This window comes from Streptomyces sp. WP-1, from assembly GCF_030450125.1.
Lineage (GTDB): Bacteria > Actinomycetota > Actinomycetes > Streptomycetales > Streptomycetaceae > Streptomyces > Streptomyces incarnatus.
This window is the reverse complement of the sequence record NZ_CP123923.1, coordinates 6,451,625-6,471,543: the sequence shown is the minus strand read 5'-3', so window position 1 is coordinate 6,471,543 and position 19,919 is coordinate 6,451,625. Positions and strand designations below refer to the sequence as shown.

Genomic DNA, 19,919 nt, shown 5'->3' with positions numbered 1-19,919 from the left:
GGGGGCGATCCGAAGTGCCCGGTGCGCCGTAAAAGTTGGCGCAACCTGCGAGAACGCGGAGCTACTCGCCGACTTCCCCGTAGGCGGCCAGCAGGACGGCCGGGTCGGGGCCCTCCAGGACGGTCGGCTTGGCCAGTCCGTCGAGGACGATGAAGCGCAGCAGGTCGCCGCGGGACTTCTTGTCGACCTTCATGTTCTCGACCAGCTTGGGCCACTGGTCGTAGCGGTAGTGCAGCGGGAGGCCGACGGCTTCCAGGATCGCGCGGTGCCGGTCGGCGGTCGCGTCGTCCAGCCGGCCCGCGAGACGGCCGAGTTCGGCGGCGAAGTGCATGCCGACCGCGACCGCGGCGCCGTGCCGCCACTGGTAGCGCTCGTTCTTCTCGATGGCGTGCCCGAGTGTGTGGCCGTAGTTGAGGATCTCGCGGCGGCCGGACTCCTTCAGGTCCGAGGAGACGACCTCGGCCTTCACCCGGATCGAGCGCTCGATCAGCTCGGCCGTGTGCGGGCCCTGGGGGCTGCGCGCGGCCTCGGTGTCGGACTCGATCAGGTCGAGGATCACCGGGTCGGCGATGAAACCGGCCTTGATGATCTCGGCGAGCCCGGAGACGTAGTCGTTGACCGGCAGGGACTCCAGCGCGGCCAGGTCGCACAGCACACCGGCCGGCGGGTGGAAGGCACCGACCAGGTTCTTGCCCTCGGCGGTGTTGATGCCGGTCTTGCCGCCGACGGCCGCGTCCACCATGGCGAGCACGGTGGTCGGTACGGCGATCCAGCGCACCCCGCGCAGCCAGGTCGCGGCCACGAACCCGGCGAGGTCGGTGGTCGCGCCGCCGCCCACGCCGACGATGACGTCGGTGCGGGTGAAGTGGGACTGGCCGAGCGCCTTCCAGCAGTAGGCGGCGACCTCGGCGGTCTTGGCCTCCTCGGCGTTGGGCACCTGGATGGCGACCGCCTCGTAGCCCTGGCCGGCCAGGTCGGCGCGGAGCGCGTCCCCGGTCTCGGCCAGCGCCTCCGGGTGGATCACGGCCACGCGCTTGGCCTTGGGGCCGATCAACCCGGCCAGTTCGCCCAGGAGCTGGCGGCCGACCAGCACCTCGTACGGGTCGGTGCCCGCGGTGCCCGCGACCTGGATCCGGGTGACTGCCTCGCTCATGCCTTCTTCAACTCCAGTGCGTCCAGCGCTGCTCGGGTGACCTCGTCGGGGGTGCGCCCATCGGTGGTGACGACGGCGGTGGCGACCTCCTCGTACAGATGGCGCCGGGCCTCCATCAGCTCGCGCCACTGCTTGCGCGGGTTGACCGCGAGCAGCGGGCGGGCCACGTTCAGACCGGTGCGGCGGACCGCCTCCTCCACGTCCATGGAGAGGTAGACCACCCGGTGCCGGGCGAGCAGCGCCCGGGTGTCCGCGTCGAGGATCGCGCCGCCGCCGAGCGCGAGGACGCCCTCGTGCTCGGCGAGCGCGGTGGCCACGGCCGCCTTCTCCAGCGCCCGGAAGCGCTCCTCGCCCTCGTCCACGAAGATCTCGGAGATCGCCCGGCCCTCGGCGGCCACGATGTCGTCGTCGGTGTCCCGGAAGCCGGTGTCCAGCCGCTCGGCCAGCAGCCGGCCCACGGTGGACTTGCCGACGCCCATCGGGCCGACGAGGACGAGACGCGGCCCGCTCATCGGATCCGCAGGTGGTCGAGGTACGAGCGGACGTTGCGGCGGGTCTCGCCCACCGAGTCGCCGCCGAACTTCTCCGCGACCGCGTCCGCGAGGACCAGCGCGACCATGGCCTCGGCGACGATGCCCGCCGCGGGCACCGCGGAGACGTCGGAGCGCTGGTGGTGGGCCTGCGCGGCCTCGCCGGTGGTCACGTCCACGGTCCGCAGCGCGCGCGGCACGGTCGCGATCGGCTTCATCGCGGCCCGCACCCGCAGCAGCTCACCCGTGGACAGACCGCCCTCGGTGCCGCCCGCGCGGCCGGAGACGCGCCGGATGCCCTCCGGGGTGCCCACGATCTCGTCGTGCGCCTCGGAGCCCGGCACCCGGGCCAGCTCGAAGCCGTCGCCGATCTCCACGCCCTTGATCGCCTGGATGCCCATCAGGGCGCCGGCGAGCCGCGCGTCCAGCTTGCGGTCCCAGTGCACGTGCGAGCCCAGACCGACCGGCACGCCGTACGCCAGCACCTCGACCACACCGCCGAGGGTGTCGCCGTCCTTGTGGGCCTGGTCGACCTCCTCGACCATCGCCTTCGACGCCTCCGCGTCCAGGCAGCGCAGCGGGTCCGCGTCCAGCTTCTCCACATCGGCGGGCGTCGGGTACACCCCGGCCGGGGCCTTCACCGAGCACAGCTCGACCACATGGGAGACGATCTCGATCCCGGCCGTCTCCTTCAGGTACGACCGGGCCACCGCGCCCAGCGCCACCCGGGCGGCCGTCTCCCGGGCGGAGGCGCGCTCCAGGATCGGGCGGGCCTCCTCGAAGTCGTACTTCTGCATGCCCGCGAGGTCCGCGTGACCGGGCCGCGGGCGGGTCAGCGGGGCGTTGCGGGCGAGCCCGTCGAGGATCTCGGCGTCGACCGGGTCGGCCGACATGACCTGCTCCCACTTCGGCCACTCGGTGTTGCCCACCATGATCGCGACCGGGGAGCCGAGGGTCAGTCCGTGCCGGACACCACCCAGGAAGGTGACCTCGTCACGCTCGAACTTCATCCGCGCACCGCGGCCATAGCCGAGCCGCCGCCGCGCGAGGTGGTCGGCCACCATCTCCGTGGTGATCGGTACGCCGGCGGGAAGGCCCTCCAGCGTCGCCACAAGTGCGGGACCGTGGGACTCCCCCGCGGTCAGCCAACGCAGCCTGCTCAACGGTGCTCCTCAGTGTTCACGCCCGGTACTGCCCGGCCCCCGCGTCTTTCAGCGGGCGCCGACGGAGGGACCGGATGCGCGACCCCGGTCCGCCATGTCCGATCCTCCCACGTCCGCGGCGGGGCTCCGGTGTCCGGTCCAGCAAGCGGACGACGTACGGGCGGCTCGGCGGGCCGGACGGGGGCCGGTCAGCGGGCGGCGAGCGCCTGTTCCCCGGCCCTGCGCATGGCCTCCAGCGGGGCCGGGGCGCGTCCGGTCATCTGCTCGACCTGGAGGACGGCCTGGTGGACCAGCAGGTCGAGGCCGCCGACCACCGCGCCGCCGTACATGGACCAGCGGGCCGCCAGCTCGGTGGGCCAGGGCTCGTAGAGCACGTCGAAGAGGGTGGCGGGGCGCTCGGGCACGGCGGCGGCGAGAGCGTCGGTGGTGCCGGCCGGGGTGGTGGCGATCACCAGCGGGGCGCGCAGCGCCTCGGCCGCGTCCGACCAGTCGGCCGTACGGACGTCCACGTCGAGGCGGCGGCCCCACTGGCGCATCTCGGCGGCGCGGGGCTCGCTGCGCACATAGGCGACGACCTCGCCGGTGCAGACCCGGGACAGGGCGGCGAGCGCGGAGGAGGCGGTGGCTCCGGCGCCGAGGATCGCGGCGGACTCGACCTCCTCGATGCCGTGTTCGCGCAGCGCGGCCACCATGCCCGGGACATCCGTGTTGTCCCCGCGCGTGCGGCCGTCCGCGCCGAACACCACGGTGTTGACCGCGTCCACCGAGGCGGCCGTCTCGCTGATCTCGTCCAGCAGCGGGATGACCGCCCGCTTCAGCGGCATGGTCAGCGACAGCCCCGCCCACTCGGGCCCGAGCTTCTCGAAGAAGCCGGGCAGCTCCGCCTCGTCGGCCTCGAACCGGTCGTACGACCAGCCGGTGAGCCCGAGTTCGGCGTAGGCGGCCCGGTGCAGCACCGGGGAGAGCGAGTGGGCGATGGGCTTTCCGAGCACGGCGGCCCGGCGGGCGTCAGTTGCCCGAGCTGGCATTGAACTTGTCCTTGAGCTGTTTGAATTCTTCGTAGGTGCGGGCGAATTCGGTATTGGTCGTACCGTCGGTCGCCACGAAATAGATCCAGCCGTCGTGGGTCGGATTCAGCGCCGCCTTGAGCGCGTCCTCGCCGGGGTTTCCGATCGGACCGGGCGGCAGGCCCTTGTGGGTGTACGTGTTGTACGGGCTCTGGTTGCTGTTGATCTCCTTCTCGGAGATATGGATGTTGCTGGTGCCCTTGGCGTAGTTGTACGTCGAGTCGAACTGGAGGAGCTGGTTCGTCTCGGTGTTGGTGGGCTTCAGACGGTTGTAGACCACCTCGGCCATCTTGCGGAAGTCCTCGTGCGTCTTGCCCTCGGCCTGGACCAGGCTCGCGACCGTGACCAGCTCGAACCCGTCATGCAGACCAAGGGACTTGGCCTTCGCGTCCAGCCCGTAGGCGGCGTACCGCTCCTTGGCCTGGGCCACCATCTGCTTGAGGATCGCGTCCGGCTTCATACCCTTGGCGGCCGGGTACGTGCCCGGGAAGAGGAAGCCCTCCAGCGGGTCCTTCATCTCCGGGCTGCTGCGCACCCAGGTCGGCATACCGAGGTCCCGGTATTCCTTCTGTGCGACCTTCTGAGTACTTCCGGCGGAGATTTCGAGCTTCTTGTCGATGTCCTGGTAGACGGACACATTGCGCTCGCCCGGCCGCACCATCACATTGTTCTGGCTCTTCGGGTCGAGCATCATCCGCACCGCGCTCGCGGCGGACATCTCCTTTTTCAGGAGATAGGCACCGGCCTGGATCGAGTCGCCGCCCGATGTCGTGCCCTGGGCGTGTACGAACGCTTCGGCGCTCTTGACGACACCGGCTTCTTTCAGCCGCCGCCCGATGTCCCAGCCGCCGGCGCCCTTGGGGATCTCGACGGTCACCGTCTCGCCGGTGCCGTCGCCCGCGTAGTCCGGGGCCGGGGCGAAACGATTTTGGTAGAACTTGTAGCCGAAGTAGCCGACTCCGCCGAGGCCGCCGCCGAAGACCAGGACGACGACCATGCAGGCGCAGCCGGTGCGGCGTTTCTTGCTCTTGACGGGTTTTCTGCCTTTGCCGCCGCGCCGCTCCCGGCGGCCGGCCAGCTCGTGCTCCTCGGCGTCCTCGTCATCGTCGCCGCCGCCCGCGAAGAAGGCGTGCTCCTCTTCCTCGTCGGCGGGCGCCTCCGGAGCGGGTTCGGCCTCGGGGCGTCTGCGGCCGGGGGGCTCCGGCGGGGGGTAGGCGTCCTCGGTGCCGTAGAGGTCGGGCTGCTCGGCGCCGTACGCCACGGGCTGCTGCCCGTAAGGGTCACCCGGGTCGGCCGCGTAGGGCACCTGGCCGTGGGTGCCGGTCGCGTCCCAGCCGCCCTGGTGATGGCCGGGCTGCTGCGGATGGCCCGGCTGCTGCGGGTGCTGCGGATACTGGCCCTGGTACTGGGGGTCGTACTGGGGATGGCCCTGGTCGCCGTAGTACGGGTACTGCTGACCGTCGTACCCGTGCTGGATGCCCTGGCTCCACTCGCCGCCGTACTGCTGCTGCGGCTGCTGCGGGTACTGCTGCTGCGAGAGGCCGCCGTAGGCAGCCTGTTGCCCGGCGTACGCCTGCTGCCCTTCCCATCCGCCGTCCCCGTACAACGGGTCCTGCGGATGCCACGGTTCGGAGCCTGGGCCCCGGCCATACTCAGTCATCGATCCCCTAGAGCCGCGAGGCCGACGGTCACCCGGCTCCGGGGCCGGCTTCCGCTCCGCCTCTTGCTGTGCGGCGGCTGTTCGAACGCCGCCGCATCGCGCGGAACGTTACCGTATCGCGATCAGATGACCACTTCGACGCCCTCACCGGGTGGCTTACCTGACACCCGTTCGGATTCGAGGGCCTGCTGGAGGATGATCACAGCGGCGGCCTGGTCGATGACGGACCGGCCCTTCTTGGACTTCACGCCCGAGGCCCGCAGTCCCTGCGTGGCCGTCACGGTCGTCATGCGCTCGTCCACGAGGCGGACCGGCACCGGCTTGATGCCTTTGGCGAGCTCCTGGGTGAAGGCGCGGACCTTGACGGCGGCCGGGCCCTCGCCCCCCTTGAGGGAGCGAGGGAGACCGACGACTACCTCGATCGGCTCATACTCCGCCACCAGTTGACGCAACCGGCGGTGGGCGGCGGGGATGTCCCGGCCGGGGACCGTCTCCACCGGGGTGGCGAGGATCCCGTCGGGGTCGCACGAGGCGACCCCGATCCGGGCGTCCCCGACGTCGATCGAAAGCCGACGTCCTCTGCGCATTTCCGACCGTTTCCTTACTGGGATATCACTTGGCGGTCTCGGCGACGAGCCGTTCGACGGCCTCGGCGGCCTCGCCGACGGCGGCCGGGTTCTGACCGCCGCCCTGGGCGACGTCCGGCTTGCCGCCACCGCCGCCACCGAGGGTCTTGGCGGCCGTACGCACCAGGTCACCGGCCTTCAGACCACGCTCGCGGGCGGCCTCGTTGGTGGCGATGACCGTCAGCGGCTTGCCGTTGTTCACGGTGAACAGGGCGACCACGGCGGCCCGGCCGCCCTGGATGCGGCCGCGCACGTCGAGGACCAGCTTGCGCAGGTCGTCCGGCGTGGTGCCGTCCGGCACCTGGCCGGTGACCAGGGCGATGCCCCGTACGTCCTTGGCCGAGTCGGCGAGACCGGCGGCGGCCTGGAGCACCTTCTCGGCGCGGAACTTCTCGATCTCCTTCTCGGCGTCCTTCAGCTTGCCGAGCATGGCGGCGACCTTCTCGGGCAGCTCCTCGGAGCGGCCCTTGAGCAGTTCGGTCAGCTGGTTGACGACCGTGTGCTCACGGGCGAGGAAGTTGTAGGCGTCCACGCCGACCAGGGCCTCGATACGGCGCACACCGGAGCCGATGGAGGACTCGCCGAGCAGCTTCACCAGGCCCAGCTGGGCGGTGTTGTGCACATGCGTGCCGCCGCACAGCTCCTTGGAGAAGTCGCCGATGGTCACCACGCGGACCCGCTCGCCGTACTTCTCGCCGAACTCGGCGATGGCGCCCTGCTTCTTGGCCTCGTCGATGCCCATGACCTCGGCGTGTACGTCGAGGTCGCGGGCGAGGACCTCGTTGATCTTCTGCTCGACGTCGGTCATCACGGCCGTCGGCACGGCGGACGGCGAACCGAAGTCGAAGCGGAAGCGGCCCGGCTGGTTCTCGGAACCGGCCTGGGCGGCCGTCGGGCCGAGGGCGTCGCGCAGGGCCTGGTGGGTGAGGTGGGTGGCCGAGTGGGCGCGGGCGATGGCCTTGCGGCGGCGCACGTCGATGGAGGCCTGGGCCTTGGCGCCGACGGTCACCTCGCCGACCTGGACGACGCCCTTGTGCACGTACACACCCGGGACCGGCTTCTGGCAGTCGCGGATCTCGATCACGGCACCGGAGTCGGCCTTGATCCGGCCGGTGTCGCCGATCTGGCCGCCGCCCTCGGCGTAGAAGGGGGTGCGGTCGAGGACGACCTCGACCTCGTCGCCCTCGGAGGCGGCGGGCGAGGAGACGCCGTCGACCAGGAGGCCCACGATGGTGGACTCGCCCTGGGTGTCGGCGTACCCGATGAAGTCGGTGGCACCGGCGCTGTCGGCGATCTCGCGGTAGGCACCGAGGTCGGCGTGGCCGGTCTTCTTGGCCTGGGCGTCGGCCTTGGCGCGCTCCCGCTGCTCCTTCATCAGGCGGCGGAAGCCGTCCTCGTCCACGGCGAGGCCCTGTTCGGCGGCCATCTCCAGGGTGAGGTCGATCGGGAAGCCCCAGGTGTCGTGGAGCAGGAAGGCCTTCTCGCCGGACAGGATGCTGCCGCCGGACCGCTTGGTCTCGGTGACGGCGGTGTCCAGGATGTTGGTGCCGGCCTTCAGCGTCTTCAGGAAGGCGTTCTCCTCGGCGAGGGCGACCTTCTCGATGCGCTCGCGGTCGGTGATCAGCTCCGGGTACTGCTGGCCCATCATGCCGATCACGGTGTCGATCAGGCTCTTGACGACCGGTCCGGTGGCGCCCAGGAGCCGCATGTTGCGGATGGCGCGGCGCATGATGCGGCGCAGCACATAGCCGCGGCCCTCGTTGCCCGGGGTGACGCCGTCGCCGATGAGCATCACGGACGTGCGCATGTGGTCGGTGACCACGCGCAGGGAGACGTCCGAGTCGTGGGCGTCGCCGTAGCGGACGCCGGTCAGCTCGGTGGCCTTCTCGATGACGGCCATGGAGGTGTCGATCTCGTACATGTTCTGCACGCCCTGCAGAATCATGGCGAGGCGTTCGAGGCCGAGGCCGGTGTCGATGTTCTTGCTGGGCAGGTCGCCGAGGATCTCGAAGTCGTCCTTGCCGGTGCCCTCGCCCCGCTCGTACTGCATGAAGACGAGGTTCCAGATCTCCACGTATCGCTCGTCGTTGACGGCCGGGCCGCCCTCGACGCCGAACTCGGGGCCGCGGTCGTAGTTGATCTCGGAGCAGGGGCCGCAGGGGCCGGGGACGCCCATGGACCAGAAGTTGTCCTTCTTGCCCAGGCGCTGGATGCGCTCCTTGGGCACGCCGACGACCTCGTGCCAGATCCGCTCGGCCTCGTCGTCGTCCAGGTAGACGGTGATCCACAGCCGCTCGGGGTCGAGGCCGTAACCGCCCTCGTCCCGGGAGCTGGTGAGCAGCTCCCAGGCGTACTTGATGGCGCCTTCCTTGAAGTAGTCGCCGAAGGAGAAGTTGCCGCACATCTGGAAGAACGTGCCGTGGCGGGTGGTCTTGCCGACCTCTTCGATGTCGGGCGTGCGCACGCACTTCTGCACGCTGGTGGCGCGCTGGAAGGGCGGCTTGACCTCACCCAGGAAGTAGGGCTTGAAGGGCACCATGCCGGCGGGGACGAGGAGCAGAGTCGGGTCGTCCGCGATGAGCGACGCCGAAGGGACGACGGTGTGACCGCGCTCCTCGTAGAAGCTCAGCCAGCGGCGGCGGATCTCGGCCGACTCCATCAGTGGTCCTCATTCCGGTTGTACGAGTGCATCGGGGATTCGATGTACTTCGGGTTGGTGCGGTCGGTGCTCGGGGTGTACTCGATGGCGGTGAGCCGCCGGGGCGCCGGGAGCGCGTCGTCCTGGATGCCGAGGGCCTCCTGGAGCTCGTCCTCCCGCTGGGCCATGTTGTCGCGGACGTCGAGCGCGAAGCCGACCGCGCGGTCCTTCAGGCGCTGACCCGTCTCCAGGGCCTTGTTGGCCGCGGTCGCGGCCAGGCTCTCGGGGGTCAGCTGCCTCAGCTTGCGGTTGACCTTGGTGGTGGCCCAGACGCCGGCGGCGACGCCGGTGCTGAACCAGAAGGTACGACGGAACATGGCTCGGTCTCAGTCCCTCTTCCCGCGGAGGTTGCGCCTGCGTCGTGCGGCGGGGACCGTGCGGCCCACGATCACGGTACGCCGGGCCGATTTCTCGGGCACGTCCTCCTCCTTGCGGCCGCCGAGCGCCCTGCGGACGCCGTAGCCGAAGGCCGCGACCTTGACCAGCGGGCCGCCGAAGGTGGAGGCGACCGTGGTGGACAGGGCGGAGGCGTTGGAGGTGACCTCCTGGACGTCGGTGGCGATCGCGTCGACCCGGTCGATCTGGGTCTGCGCGGAGCGCACCGCCTGGGAGGCGTCCGCGAGCAGCGGCACCGCCTGGTCGGTCACGTCCGCCACGAGCTTGGTGGTCGCCTTGAGCGTCTGGGCCACCCTCGCGAGGGCGACCGCGAGGAAGGAGACCAGGATCGCCCAGAAGACGGCCACCAGGATCCCGGCCACCTCGCCACCGGACACTGTGCGCACCCGCTCCCTGAAACGTGCCTGAGCATCGGAAAAGTCGTGTCCCGAGCCTATCGCGCCGGGGCGGACGCTCCGTACCGGATTACCGGCGGGAACGGTGGAGTCACGGGAAGCGATTGTACGGACCGAACACGGTTCAGTACGCTCCGTGTCCCATGCGAGGTCCTCAGTGCCCAGAACCTTTCGCCGACGGCGAGCCGCCCCTCGAACTGACCGGATTCGTCGGACGTACGGCGGAGGCGGCGGGGCTCGCCGAGGCGCTGCGGTCGGCCCGGCTGGTGACGCTGACCGGGGCCGGCGGGGTGGGCAAGTCCCGGCTGGCCGCGCGGGTCGTGACGGACCTGGAGACGGCGTACGGCTGGGTGGAGCTGGCCCCGGCGCACGACCCGGAGTTCGTGGAGTACGCGGTGGCGGAGGCCCTCGGGCTGACCGACCACACCACCCGGACACCGCGCGAGACGGTGCTGGAACGGCTGGCCGCGCGCCCGACGCTGCTGGTTCTCGACGGGTTCGAGCATCTGGTGGCGGCCACCGCCGAGCTGGTCGCGCTGCTGCTGCGCAGGCTGCCCCGGCTGCGGGTGCTGGCGGTGGGCCGGCGCCCGCTGGGCCTCGCGGGCGAGCGGCTGTTCCCGCTGGCGCCGCTCGGCGCGGACGAGGCGGTGCGGCTGCTCACGGACCGCGCCCGGGAGCAGGGGATCAGGGTGTCCGACGGTCCCGAGGTGCGGGAGCTGTGCGAACGGCTCGACGGCGTCCCGCTGGCGCTGGAACTGGCGGCGGCGCGGCTGCGGGCCCTGTCCCCCGCGCAGCTGCTGGACCGGCTGGACGACCGGTTCCGGCTGCTGACCGGCGGCGGCCGCGGTGTGCTCCCGCGGCATCAGGCGCTGCGCACCGCGATCGGCTGGAGCCATGAGCTGTGCACCCCGCCCGAGCGGCTTCTGTGGGCGCGGCTCACGGTGTTCGCGGGGACCTTCGACCTGGAGGCGGTCGAGTACGTGTGCAGCGGGGACGGGCTGCCGGACACGGACATCCTCGATGTGCTCTCGGAGCTGCTGGCCCAGTCGGTGATCGCCCGCGAGGAGAGTGCGGCGGGTCCGCGCTACCGGATGCTGGACACCGTGCGGGCCTACGGCGCCGACTGGCTGGAGGCGACCGGGGACGCGGCCCGGCTGCGGCGGCGGCACCGGGACTGGTACCTGGGCCTGGCGACCTGGTGCGAGCTGGAGTGGTTCTCGCCCCGGCAGCGGGAGGTGGCCGCGCGGGTGGCGGTGGAGCTGCCCAGCCTGCGGGCCGCGCTGGAGTTCTGCCTCGGCGAGCCGGCGGAGGCGCATCTGGGGCAGTACCTGGCGGGGTCGCTGTGGTTCTGCTGGGTGGGCTGCGGGCGGCTGGCGGAGGGGCGGCGCTGGCTGGAGCGGAGCGTGGCGCTGGAGTCGGGCTACGAGCGGTCCCGGCTGAAGGCGCTGTGGGTGCTCGGCTATGTGGCGGTGCTCCAGGGCGACAGCGGGCCCGCGCGGCGGGCGCTGCGCGCGTGCCGGGAGCGGGCGCGGCGGTCGGCCGACGCGCGGGCGCTGGCGTACGCGGAGCACCGCACCGGCTGTCTGGCGCTAGTCACGGACGATCTGCCGCGTGCAGAAACGCTGCTGCGCTCGGCGCTGGCGCGCTATGCGGAGATCGGCGAGCTGAACAGCAATGTGCTCATGGGGCGCGTCGAGCTGGCGATGGCGCGCGCCTTTCAGGGGGATCTGCCGGACGCGGTACGGCTGTGCGAGGACGTGCGCCGGGTGTGCGAGGAGCACGGGGAGCGCTGGGCGCGGTCGTACGCGCTGTACGTCCTGGCGTACGCGGCCTGGCGGGAGGGCGCGGCGGAGCGGGCGCGGGAGCTGCTGGCCGAGTGCCTGCGCCACGCCCATGCCTTCGACGATCTGCTCGGCTCGGTGCTGACCCTCGAACTGCTCGCCCTGGTGACGGCGACCGAGGGCGATCCTGCCGAGGCGGCCGTCCTCCAGGGCGCGGCGGCCCGTCTGTGGCCCTCGGTGGGCCTCCCCCTGTTCGGTTCGGAGCACTACAACGCCCCGCACGAGCAGTGCGAGTCGGCCGCCCGCGGGGCGCTCGGCGACGCCCGTTACGAGGAGTGCGTACGACGCGGGGGGCGCCTGGACCGGGAGGCGGCGGTGAGCCGGGCGCTGGGCCGGGCGGGGAACCGGCCGCCGGCGTCGGTACCGGCGCCGCGCGGGGCGGGGCGATGGGACGCGGTGCGCACCGGCGGGAGCCTGGAGGCGGGGCAGGGCAGGTAGGCCGGGCGGCACGTCGGGGAGGCGCCGGGAACCACGGAGGGCCGGGGAAACGCGGAACCGCCGCCTCCCCCGCCCAGCGGGACGGGGAGGACGGCGGTCCGGAGTGCGGTGCTGCGCCGGGGCTGGGATCAGCGGGCGTAGTACTCGACGACGAGCTGCTCGTCGCAGATCACCGGGATCTCCTTGCGGTTCGGCTCACGGTCCAGGCGGAACGCCAGGGCCTTGAGGTTCACCTGGAGGTAGCGCGGGGTCTCGCCGTCCGCGGCGAAGCCACCCTCGCGGGCGATCTGGAAGAGCGTCTTGTCCTTGGAGCGGTCGCGGACCTGCACGACGTCGTCCGGACGGACACGGAAGGACGGCTTGTCGACCTTCTGGCCGTTGACCTGGATGTGGCCGTGGACGACCATCTGGCGGGCCTGGTAGATCGTGCGGGCGAGACCCGAGCGCAGGACCAGCGCGTCGAGGCGGCGCTCCAGCTCCACGATCAGGGCCTCACCGGTCTTGCCCTGGACCTTGGAGGCGCGGTCGTAGGCACGGACCAGCTGGCGCTCGGAGATGTCGTACTGAGCGCGCAGGCGCTGCTTCTCCAGCAGACGGACCTTGTAGTCCGAGTTCTGCTTGCGGCCGCGGCCGTGCTCACCCGGCGGGTAGGGGCGGGCCTCGAAGTACTTGACGGCCTTCGGGGTCAGCGCGATGCCGAGGGCACGCGACTTCTTGACCTTGGGGCGGGACTGGTTCGCCACTGTCTCAATCTCGTTTCGTAGTGTTCGGCTTGCCAGAGGTTTCGGGAGGTCGCATCCGCAGCCGGGAAGACCCGCCGGTCCGCTCGGGACCCGCTGGGCAGCCGCTTCCCTGATCTGGGCACATACGTGCAGCACGCGAGTGGCCCACCGACCGCTTCCGGGATTCCGGGTGGTGGTGGGCTGCCCGCGACACCGTTCGACGGTGCGCGACGCTCCTGGAGTCCGTCCCCGGGGGGACGGGGTCTCCGGCCCGTTGTCCCGCTCTGACGGCACGGGACTGGGCGCTTCGGAGCATTCTACAGGCTGCTCAGGACCGCCTGCGACCGAGGTGCTTGCGGGTCCAGTCGACCGCGTCCGCGTAGCGCGCCTCGGCGCCGTGCCGGGTCGGCGCGTAGTACTCGCGGTCCTTGAGCGCGTCCGGGGCGTACTGCTGCTCGGCGATGCCCTCGGGCAGGTCGTGCGGATACACATAGCCCTGAGCGTGGCCGAGTTTGGCGGCGCCCTTGTAGTGGCCGTCGCGCAGATGCGGCGGCACCGTGCCGGCCACGCCCTTGCGGACGTCCTCCAGGGCGGCGCCTATCGCGGTCGTCGCGGAGTTGGACTTGGGGGCGAGGGCGAGGGCGATGGTGGCGTGGCTGAGGGTGAGGGCCGCCTCGGGGAAGCCGATCATGGCGACGGCCTGGGCGGCGGCGACCGCGATGGGCAGCGCGTTCGGGTCGGCCAGGCCGATGTCCTCGCTGGCGGAGATCATCAGGCGCCGCGCGATGAACCGGGGGTCCTCGCCGGCCTCGACCATGCGGGCGAGGTAGTGCAGGGCCGCGTCCACGTCGGAGCCGCGGATGGACTTGATGAGGGCGCTGGCGACGTCGTAGTGCTGGTCGCCGTCGCGGTCGTACGTGACCGCCGCCCGGTCCACGGTCTGCTCCAGGGTGGCGAGGGAGATCTCGCTCTCGTCCTGGTCGAGGGCGGCCCCGGCGGCGGCCTCCAGGGCGGTCAGGGCGCGCCGGGCGTCGCCGCCCGCGATGCGCAGCAGGTGCTCCTCGGTGTCCTCGGGGAGGGTGACCGCGCCCTTGAGGCCGCGCTCGGCGTCCAGGGCGCGGCGGAGCAGGCCGCGGATGTCGTCGTCGGTGAGGGGTTCGAGGGTGAGCAGCAGGGAGCGGGACAGCAGCGGGGAGATCACCGAGAAGTAGGGGTTCTCGGTGGTGGCCGCGATCAGCGTGACCCAGCGGTTCTCGACGGCGGGGAGCAGGGAGTCCTGCTGGGCCTTGCTGAAGCGGTGGATCTCGTCCAGGAAGAGGACGGTCTCGGTGCCGAAGCCGCCGGTGGCGCGGCGCGCGCCGTCGATGACCGCGCGCACCTCCTTGACGCCCGCGGTGATCGCGGACAGCTCCACGAAGCGCTTGTTGGTGGCTTTGGAGACCACGTACGCGAGGGTGGTTTTGCCGGTGCCGGGAGGGCCCCAGAGGATCACCGAGGACGGTCCGGCGGGGCCGCCGGAGCCCTCGCCGACCAGGCGGCGCAGGGGCGAGCCGGGCTTGAGCAGGTGCTGCTGGCCCACGACCTCGTCGAGGGTGCGCGGGCGCATGCGCACCGCCAGGGGGCTGGCCGCCGGGTCCTTCTCCTGGCGTTCTTCTGCTGCGGCGGTGAAGAGGTCGGGTTCCACGCTGAAACCCTAAGTCACGGCACTGACAATGCGGCGCGGCCCGGTGCGGGGACCGGGCCGCGGGCGGGGTCTCAGGCCCAGAGGGCGCTGCCCCAGCGGGTCAGGATCAGCATGGCGATGATGCCGCAGTGGGTGACCGGCAGGACCCAGGTGAACTCGCCGAGGAAGGAGCGCAGCCAGCGCGGGGCGGGCAGGAAGGCGTGCCGGACGTTGAACGAGGTGACGTACCAGAACATGGTGATCGTGGCGACCCAGGCCAGCGAGCACCACAGGCACAGGGCGTTGATCCGGTACAGGGACTGGAACTGGAGCCAGGTGACGAAGCAGACGCCGAAGAGGGTGCCGAAGTTGAAGGTCAGCCAGTACCAGCGCGGGAAACGGGCGCGGGTCAGCAGGCTCATGCCGACGCAGATCACGATGCCGTAGCAGACCAGGCCGAGCATCGGGTTGGGGAACCCGAAGGCGGCGGCCTGCTTGCTCTCCATCACGCTGCCGCAGGAGACCACCGGGTTCACGCTGCAACCGGGCGTGAAGGTCTTGCCCGCGACCTTGTACTCGAGGATCTTGAACTTGTCGAGCGTGATCACCCAGGCGGCCAGCAGCCCGGCCGCGCCGGTGATGACCAGCAGCAGGGCGAAGGCGCGGCTGCCGCCCACGGTGCGGCCGTCGGCGGGGCGGTCGGGACCGGACACCGCGGAGACGTCGTTGACTGTCGTCTTGCTCATCACGCCGATTCCGTCACTTGAGAGTTGGACCATCTTCGGGCACCGGCCATTGTGCCGCACCCTTCTGTGTCTCCACCGTTCGGCGGAGATAAGGAAGTCCGCCCGGTGGTCACGGACCGTATGGTTCCGGCCAGACCATCAAGGGCCATGACAGCACACGTGAACGAATTCACGGTGAACGTGCGGGGCCACGCGAGCGCTACGGGGGCGTGACCGCGGTGGACGGCCCGGATCCCGGTGTCCGGCGCGGTGAGATGTTCGGAATCCTCTGGCAGGACGAATCGGCACCCACCGGGTTGACGGCGGCCCCGGGGCGCGCCGGCGCGGGCCTGCCGGAGTGCGAAAAAGGGCGCCGGGAAAGCCCCCGGCGCCCTTCTCGCTCGCTGCCGGCCGCTAGCCGAGCCGCGACTCCAGCTCCGCCACGATCTCGTTGACACCGATCGCGCTCTGCTCGCCGGACTCCATGTCCTTCAGCTGGACGACGCCCTCGGCCAGGTCGCGCTCACCGGCGACCAGGGTGAAGCGCGCGCCGCTGCGGTTGGCGTTCTTCATGGCCCCCTTGAGGCCCTTGCCGCCGTACGCGAAGTCCGCCGCGATGCCCACCTTGCGCAGCTCGGTGACTTTGGCGAACAGCACGCGGCGGGCCTCCTCGCCGAGCGGGACGGCGTACACGGACGTGGTGGACGGGAGGTCCAGCGCCACGCCCTCGGCCTCCAGCGCGAGGACCGTGCGGTCGACGCCGAGGGCCCAGCCGACGGAGGGCAGCGCGGGGCCGCCGATCATCTCGGACAGCCCGTCGTAGCGGCCGCCGCCGCCCACCGCGGACTGCGAGCCGAGGCCGTCGTGCACGAACTCGAAGGTGGTGCGGGTGTAGTAGTCCAGGCCGCGGACCAGCTTCGGGTCGTCCTCGAAGACCACGCCCGCCGCCGTGATCAGCTCACGGACCTCCTCGTGGTACGCCGTGCAGGCGTCGCACAGGTGGTCCCGCAGCAGCGGGGCGCCGGTGAGCTGCTTCTGCACCGACTCGCGCTTGTCGTCCAGGACGCGCAGCGGGTTGATCTCGGCGCGCCGCAGCGTGTCCTCGTCGAGGTCGAGGCCGCGCAGGAAGTCCTGGAGCGCGGCCCGGTACACCGGCCGGCACTCCTTGTCGCCCAGGCTGTTGAGCAGGATGCGGAAGTTCCGCAGGCCCAGCGAGCGGTACGCCTGGTCGGCCAGGATGATCAGCTCGGCGTCCAGCGCCGGGTCCTCCGCGCCGATCGCCTCGGCACCGACCTGGGAGAAGTGGCGGTAGCGGCCCTTCTGGGGGCGTTCGTAGCGGTAGTACGAGCCCGAGTACCAGAGCTTGACCGGGAGGTTGCCGGTCTTGTGCAGATTGGCCTCCAGGGCCGCGCGCAGCACGGAGGCCGTGCCCTCGGGACGCAGGGCGAGCTTGTCGCCGCCCTTGGTCTCGAAGGCGTACATCTCCTTGGTGACGATGTCGGTGGACTCGCCCACACCGCGCGCGAACAGCTCCACGTTCTCAAAACCGGGGGTCTCGATGTAGCCGTAGCCGGAGTCGCGCAGCGGCGCGGCGATCGCCTCGCGGACCGCCAGGTACGTCGCGGAGTCCGGCGGGATCAGGTCGTAGGTGCCCTTGGGGGCCTGGAAGGTGCTCACGGAAGCTCTCTCGTCACATTCCTCGTCGGGGAGCGGTGGGGGCTCCCTGGCCGGCTGCCACTTCCCGCAGATAGGGGTTGGTGGCGCGCTCGCGGCCGATGGTCGTCTGGGGGCCGTGGCCGGACAGGACCACGGTGGAGTCGTCGAGCGGCAGGCACACCCGTGCCAGCGACCCGAGGATGTCCGCCATGGATCCGCCCGGCAGGTCGGTGCGTCCGATGGAGCCGGCGAACAGCAGATCCCCGGAGAAGAACACCGACGGCACATCGGCGCTCTCGGGCATCCGGAAGGTCACCGACCCCTTGGTATGGCCCGGCGCGTGCGCGACGGAGAACTCCAGCCCGGCCAGCTCCAGCTTCGCGCCGTCGGCCAGCTCCCGGACGTCGTCGGGCTCGCCCACGGTCAGCTCGCCCATCAGGGGCATGCCGATCGAGCGGCCGAGCGCCTTCTCCGGGTCGCTCATCATGAAGCGGTCCTCGGGGTGGATCCAGGCGGGCACGTCGTGGGCGCCGCACACGGGGACGACCGAGGCCACATGGTCGATGTGGCCGTGGGTGAGGACGACGGCGACGGGCTTGAGCCGATGCTTCTTCAGCGCTTCCTCGACGCCCTCGGCGGCCTGGTGGCCCGGGTCGATGATCACGCACTCCTCACCGGCGGCGGGGGCGACGAGGTAGCAGTTCGTCCCCCAGGCCCCGGCGGGGAACCCGGCAATGAGCACGATCGTCCTTCGTTTCATCGGTGTGCAGGTGGTGACAAGGCGGCCTCGGCCGCAGTCAGAGCCTACCGGCGCTGCCGTTTCCTCAGCGAACCCATATACGGTACGGGGCTACACGCAGTGGTCGGCCCACGAGGACGCACGCGTACCGCTCGACACACGACACGCATGAGGAGAGAACCCGGTGGTCAGCCAGGAGCAGCGGCGGCGTCAGCTCGCCCGGGAGAAGTTCTTGCGGCAGCAGCAGCGACGCACCGAGTCGCGGCGCAAGGCCCGCGTGCGCAACTCCGCGATCGCGTCGGTTCTCGGCGTGATCGTGATCGGCAGTGTGGTGCTCTACACCACCCACGCGCTGGGGGGCGACGACAAGAAGACCGACGCCGGTGCCAAGACGACGCCGAGCGCGTCCGCGCAGCAGAGCAAGGCGCCGGACCCGTGCCAGAAGCCGGCGGCGGGCTCGGTGAAGAAGCTCAGCTGGAAGAAGGAGCCGGCGATGTCGATCGACACGTCGGCGAAGTACACGATGAACCTCGCGACGACGTGCGGTGACATCCCGGTCGCGCTGAAGGCGTCGGCGGCCCCGCACACGGTCAACTCCTTCGACTTCCTCGCGGGCAAGGGCTTCTTCGACCACACCAAGTGCCACCGGCTGACCACGCAGGGCATCTTCGTGCTCCAGTGCGGCGACCCGCAGGGCACCGGCATGGGCGGTCCCGGCTACACGCTGCCGGACGAGAACCTGAAGGACGCGAGCCTGAAGAAGAACACCTACCCGGCGGGCACGGTGGCGATGGCCAACACCGGCCAGAAGCACACCGGTGGCAGCCAGTTCTTCCTCGTCTACAAGGACAGCCCGCTGCCGCCCCAGTACACGCCGTTCGGCACGATCTCCGCGTCCGGCATGAAGGTGCTGAACAAGATCGCGGCGGCGGGCGAGAGCACCGGCCAGGGTGACGGCGCCCCGAACGCGACCGTTGTGATCAACAAGGCGACGGTCACCAAGTCCTGAGTGCGGCCGGGGCCGTCGGTGGAATTTCGGTCGCGCTGGATGCGGACACGGAACCCGCTGGTCGCCTATGTTGGCCGTGACGAAACTGTGGTCGATGCCGGGGGCGCTGAGGCACCCCGCAGGCATCATGTGGAGGAGGCGCTGTGAGCAGCGACCCGTGGGGCCGCGTCGACGAGACGGGGACCGTGTACGTGCGTACGGCCGACGGCGAGCAGGTCGTCGGATCCTGGGCGGCCGGCTCCCCTGAGGAGGCGCTGGCCTACTTCGAGCGCAAGTACGAGGGCCTGGTTGTCGAGATCGGCCTCCTCGAGAAGCGAGTGCGGACCACCGACCTGTCGGCGAAGGACGCCCAGACCGCCATCGACCATCTGCGCGAGCAGGTGGACGCGCATCACGCGGTCGGCGATCTGGCGGCGCTGCGCGTTCGGTTGGACAAGCTCGTGGAGACGGTCGAGGCGCGCCGCGAGGAGCGCAAGGTCCAGCGGGCCAAGCAGTCCGACGAGGCCCGCAAGGCCAAGGAGGACCTGGTCGCCGAGGCGGAGCAGCTGGCGCAGTCCGACCAGTGGCGGGCCGCGGGTGAGCGGCTGCGGGCGCTGGTGGACACCTGGAAAGGGCTGCCGCGTCTGGACCGCAAGTCCGACGACGAGCTGTGGCACCGCTTCTCGCACGCCCGGTCGGCGTTCTCCAAGCGCCGCAAGGCGCACTTCGCGCAGCTGGACGCGCAGCGCGAGGACGCCCGCCGGATCAAGGAGCGGCTGGTCGCCGAGGCCGAGTCGCTGTCGGGTTCCACGGACTGGGGTCCGACGGCGGCCCGTTACCGCGATCTGATGGCGGAGTGGAAGGCCGCGGGCCGCGCCCAGCGCGAGCACGAGGACGATCTGTGGAACCGCTTCCGCGGCGCCCAGGACGTGTTCTTCGCGGCGCGCAGCTCGGTGTTCGCCGAGCGGGACGCGGAGCAGGCGGAGAACCTGAAGCTCAAGGAGGAGCTGGCCGAGGAGGCCGAGAAGCTCCTGCCGGTCGGCGAGCTGAAGGCCGCCCGTGCCGCCTTCCGTTCGATCAACGAGCGCTGGGAGGCCATCGGCCACGTCCCGCGGGACGCGCGTCCGAAGGTCGAGGGGCGGATGCACACGGTCGAGCGGGCGATCCAGGAGGCCGAGGAGGCCGAGTGGCGCCGGACGAACCCGGAGGCGCGGGCGCGTGCCGAGGGTCTGACCGGTCAGCTCCAGGCGGCCGTGGACAAGCTCGGGGCGCAGATCGAGCAGGCCCGCGCCCAGGGCAACAACTCCAGGGCCGACAAGCTCCAGAAGGAGCTGGAGGGCCGCCAGGCACTCCTGGACCAGGCTCTGAAGGGCCTCCAGGAGTTCGGCGGCTGATTCCCCTGTTGCCGGTGTGAAAGGGCCCCGTACGCGTGTACGGGGCCCTTTACCGTGCTCCGCGG

The 19,919-nt window shown here is 71.2% G+C and carries 17 protein-coding genes; 3 read left to right on the top strand and 14 right to left on the bottom strand.

The window, feature by feature from the left end:
• Positions 1 to 61 precede the first annotated feature (61 nt).
• The 9 genes from aroB to QHG49_RS28695 all read right to left on the bottom strand — a co-directional run bounded on the left by aroB (position 62) and on the right by QHG49_RS28695 (position 9,679).
• A complete protein-coding gene (aroB, locus tag QHG49_RS28735) occupies positions 62 to 1,153 on the bottom strand; it encodes a 3-dehydroquinate synthase (RefSeq protein WP_301491752.1) in 1,092 nt (363 codons plus the stop codon).
• Complete coding sequence (locus QHG49_RS28730; protein ID WP_301491751.1) at positions 1,150 to 1,665, bottom strand: shikimate kinase; 516 nt, start codon at positions 1,663 to 1,665, stop codon at positions 1,150 to 1,152. Before QHG49_RS28730 ends, aroB begins: the two co-directional genes overlap by 4 nt.
• The gene (gene aroC, locus QHG49_RS28725; RefSeq protein ID WP_159699675.1) at positions 1,662 to 2,846 is read right to left on the bottom strand and encodes a chorismate synthase; all 1,185 of its coding nucleotides are present in this window, start codon (positions 2,844 to 2,846) and stop codon (positions 1,662 to 1,664) included. Before aroC ends, QHG49_RS28730 begins: the two co-directional genes overlap by 4 nt.
• 188 nt (positions 2,847 to 3,034) lie before the next feature.
• Complete coding sequence (locus QHG49_RS28720; protein ID WP_159699678.1) at positions 3,035 to 3,874, bottom strand: shikimate dehydrogenase; 840 nt, start codon at positions 3,872 to 3,874, stop codon at positions 3,035 to 3,037.
• Complete coding sequence (gene mltG / locus QHG49_RS28715; RefSeq protein ID WP_301491750.1) at positions 3,855 to 5,573, bottom strand: endolytic transglycosylase MltG; 1,719 nt, start codon at positions 5,571 to 5,573, stop codon at positions 3,855 to 3,857. The genes QHG49_RS28720 and mltG overlap by 20 nt, the downstream gene beginning before the upstream one ends.
• Positions 5,574 to 5,695: 122 nt before the next feature.
• Entirely contained in the window at positions 5,696 to 6,160 is a 465-nt protein-coding gene (gene ruvX, locus QHG49_RS28710; protein WP_145484008.1) for a Holliday junction resolvase RuvX, read from the bottom strand.
• 25 nt (positions 6,161 to 6,185) lie between these two features.
• The gene (gene alaS / locus QHG49_RS28705) at positions 6,186 to 8,858 is read right to left on the bottom strand and encodes an alanine--tRNA ligase (protein ID WP_159699684.1); all 2,673 of its coding nucleotides are present in this window, start codon (positions 8,856 to 8,858) and stop codon (positions 6,186 to 6,188) included.
• Positions 8,858 to 9,214 carry a hypothetical protein gene (locus tag QHG49_RS28700; RefSeq protein WP_046427995.1) on the bottom strand — a complete coding sequence of 119 codons (357 nt, stop codon included), beginning with the start codon at positions 9,212 to 9,214 and terminating at the stop codon, positions 8,858 to 8,860. Before QHG49_RS28700 ends, alaS begins: the two co-directional genes overlap by 1 nt.
• A 9-nt stretch (positions 9,215 to 9,223) precedes the next feature.
• On the bottom strand, positions 9,224 to 9,679 hold the full coding sequence (locus QHG49_RS28695) for a DUF948 domain-containing protein (RefSeq protein WP_145484002.1): 456 nt from the start codon (positions 9,677 to 9,679) through the stop codon (positions 9,224 to 9,226).
• Between the two features lie 152 nt (positions 9,680 to 9,831).
• On the opposite strand from QHG49_RS28695, the gene QHG49_RS28690 reads away from it, so the two are divergent.
• Positions 9,832 to 11,967, top strand: coding sequence for an AAA family ATPase (locus QHG49_RS28690; protein WP_301491749.1), 2,136 nt, complete (start codon positions 9,832 to 9,834; stop codon positions 11,965 to 11,967).
• 128 nt (positions 11,968 to 12,095) lie between these two features.
• Here QHG49_RS28690 and rpsD read toward each other — a convergent pair whose 3' ends face one another.
• The 5 genes from rpsD to QHG49_RS28665 all read right to left on the bottom strand — a co-directional run bounded on the left by rpsD (position 12,096) and on the right by QHG49_RS28665 (position 17,475).
• On the bottom strand, positions 12,096 to 12,710 hold the full coding sequence (rpsD, locus tag QHG49_RS28685; protein WP_046427991.1) for a 30S ribosomal protein S4: 615 nt from the start codon (positions 12,708 to 12,710) through the stop codon (positions 12,096 to 12,098).
• A gap of 307 nt (positions 12,711 to 13,017) precedes the next feature.
• Positions 13,018 to 14,373, bottom strand: a complete 1,356-nt coding sequence (locus tag QHG49_RS28680) for a replication-associated recombination protein A (protein WP_159699687.1) — start codon at positions 14,371 to 14,373, stop codon at positions 13,018 to 13,020.
• Positions 14,374 to 14,444: 71 nt separating this feature from the next.
• Complete coding sequence (locus QHG49_RS28675; protein WP_145483997.1) at positions 14,445 to 15,098, bottom strand: vitamin K epoxide reductase family protein; 654 nt, start codon at positions 15,096 to 15,098, stop codon at positions 14,445 to 14,447.
• A gap of 393 nt (positions 15,099 to 15,491) precedes the next feature.
• Positions 15,492 to 16,754 carry a histidine--tRNA ligase gene (gene hisS / locus QHG49_RS28670; protein WP_301491748.1) on the bottom strand — a complete coding sequence of 421 codons (1,263 nt, stop codon included), beginning with the start codon at positions 16,752 to 16,754 and terminating at the stop codon, positions 15,492 to 15,494.
• Between the two features lie 13 nt (positions 16,755 to 16,767).
• Positions 16,768 to 17,475, bottom strand: coding sequence for an MBL fold metallo-hydrolase (locus QHG49_RS28665; RefSeq protein WP_159699693.1), 708 nt, complete (start codon positions 17,473 to 17,475; stop codon positions 16,768 to 16,770).
• Between the two features lie 181 nt (positions 17,476 to 17,656).
• Here QHG49_RS28665 and QHG49_RS28660 point away from each other — a divergent pair, with 181 nt between their 5' ends.
• Together QHG49_RS28660 and QHG49_RS28655 are read left to right on the top strand one after the other, a co-directional pair.
• Positions 17,657 to 18,481 carry a peptidylprolyl isomerase gene (locus QHG49_RS28660; protein ID WP_301491747.1) on the top strand — a complete coding sequence of 275 codons (825 nt, stop codon included), beginning with the start codon at positions 17,657 to 17,659 and terminating at the stop codon, positions 18,479 to 18,481.
• Between the two features lie 143 nt (positions 18,482 to 18,624).
• Positions 18,625 to 19,854 (top strand): DUF349 domain-containing protein, encoded by a 1,230-nt coding sequence (locus tag QHG49_RS28655; protein WP_301491746.1) that lies wholly within the window; start codon positions 18,625 to 18,627, stop codon positions 19,852 to 19,854.
• Positions 19,855 to 19,919 lie beyond the last annotated feature (65 nt).

What these genes read in the sequence shown, in the direction of transcription:
- QHG49_RS28700 (WP_046427995.1), bottom strand. Translation starts at nt 9,214, where the DNA reads ATGTTCCGTCGTACCTTCTGGTTCAGCACCGGCGTCGCCGCCGGCGTC.
- ruvX (WP_145484008.1), bottom strand. Translation starts at nt 6,160, where the DNA reads ATGCGCAGAGGACGTCGGCTTTCGATCGACGTCGGGGACGCCCGGATC.
- QHG49_RS28690 (WP_301491749.1), top strand. Translation starts at nt 9,832, where the DNA reads ATGCGAGGTCCTCAGTGCCCAGAACCTTTCGCCGACGGCGAGCCGCCC.
- QHG49_RS28730 (WP_301491751.1), bottom strand. Translation starts at nt 1,665, where the DNA reads ATGAGCGGGCCGCGTCTCGTCCTCGTCGGCCCGATGGGCGTCGGCAAG.
- QHG49_RS28720 (WP_159699678.1), bottom strand. Translation starts at nt 3,874, where the DNA reads ATGCCAGCTCGGGCAACTGACGCCCGCCGGGCCGCCGTGCTCGGAAAG.
- aroB (WP_301491752.1), bottom strand. Translation starts at nt 1,153, where the DNA reads ATGAGCGAGGCAGTCACCCGGATCCAGGTCGCGGGCACCGCGGGCACC.
- alaS (WP_159699684.1), bottom strand. Translation starts at nt 8,858, where the DNA reads ATGGAGTCGGCCGAGATCCGCCGCCGCTGGCTGAGCTTCTACGAGGAG.
- mltG (WP_301491750.1), bottom strand. Translation starts at nt 5,573, where the DNA reads ATGACTGAGTATGGCCGGGGCCCAGGCTCCGAACCGTGGCATCCGCAG.
- QHG49_RS28675 (WP_145483997.1), bottom strand. Translation starts at nt 15,098, where the DNA reads ATGAGCAAGACGACAGTCAACGACGTCTCCGCGGTGTCCGGTCCCGAC.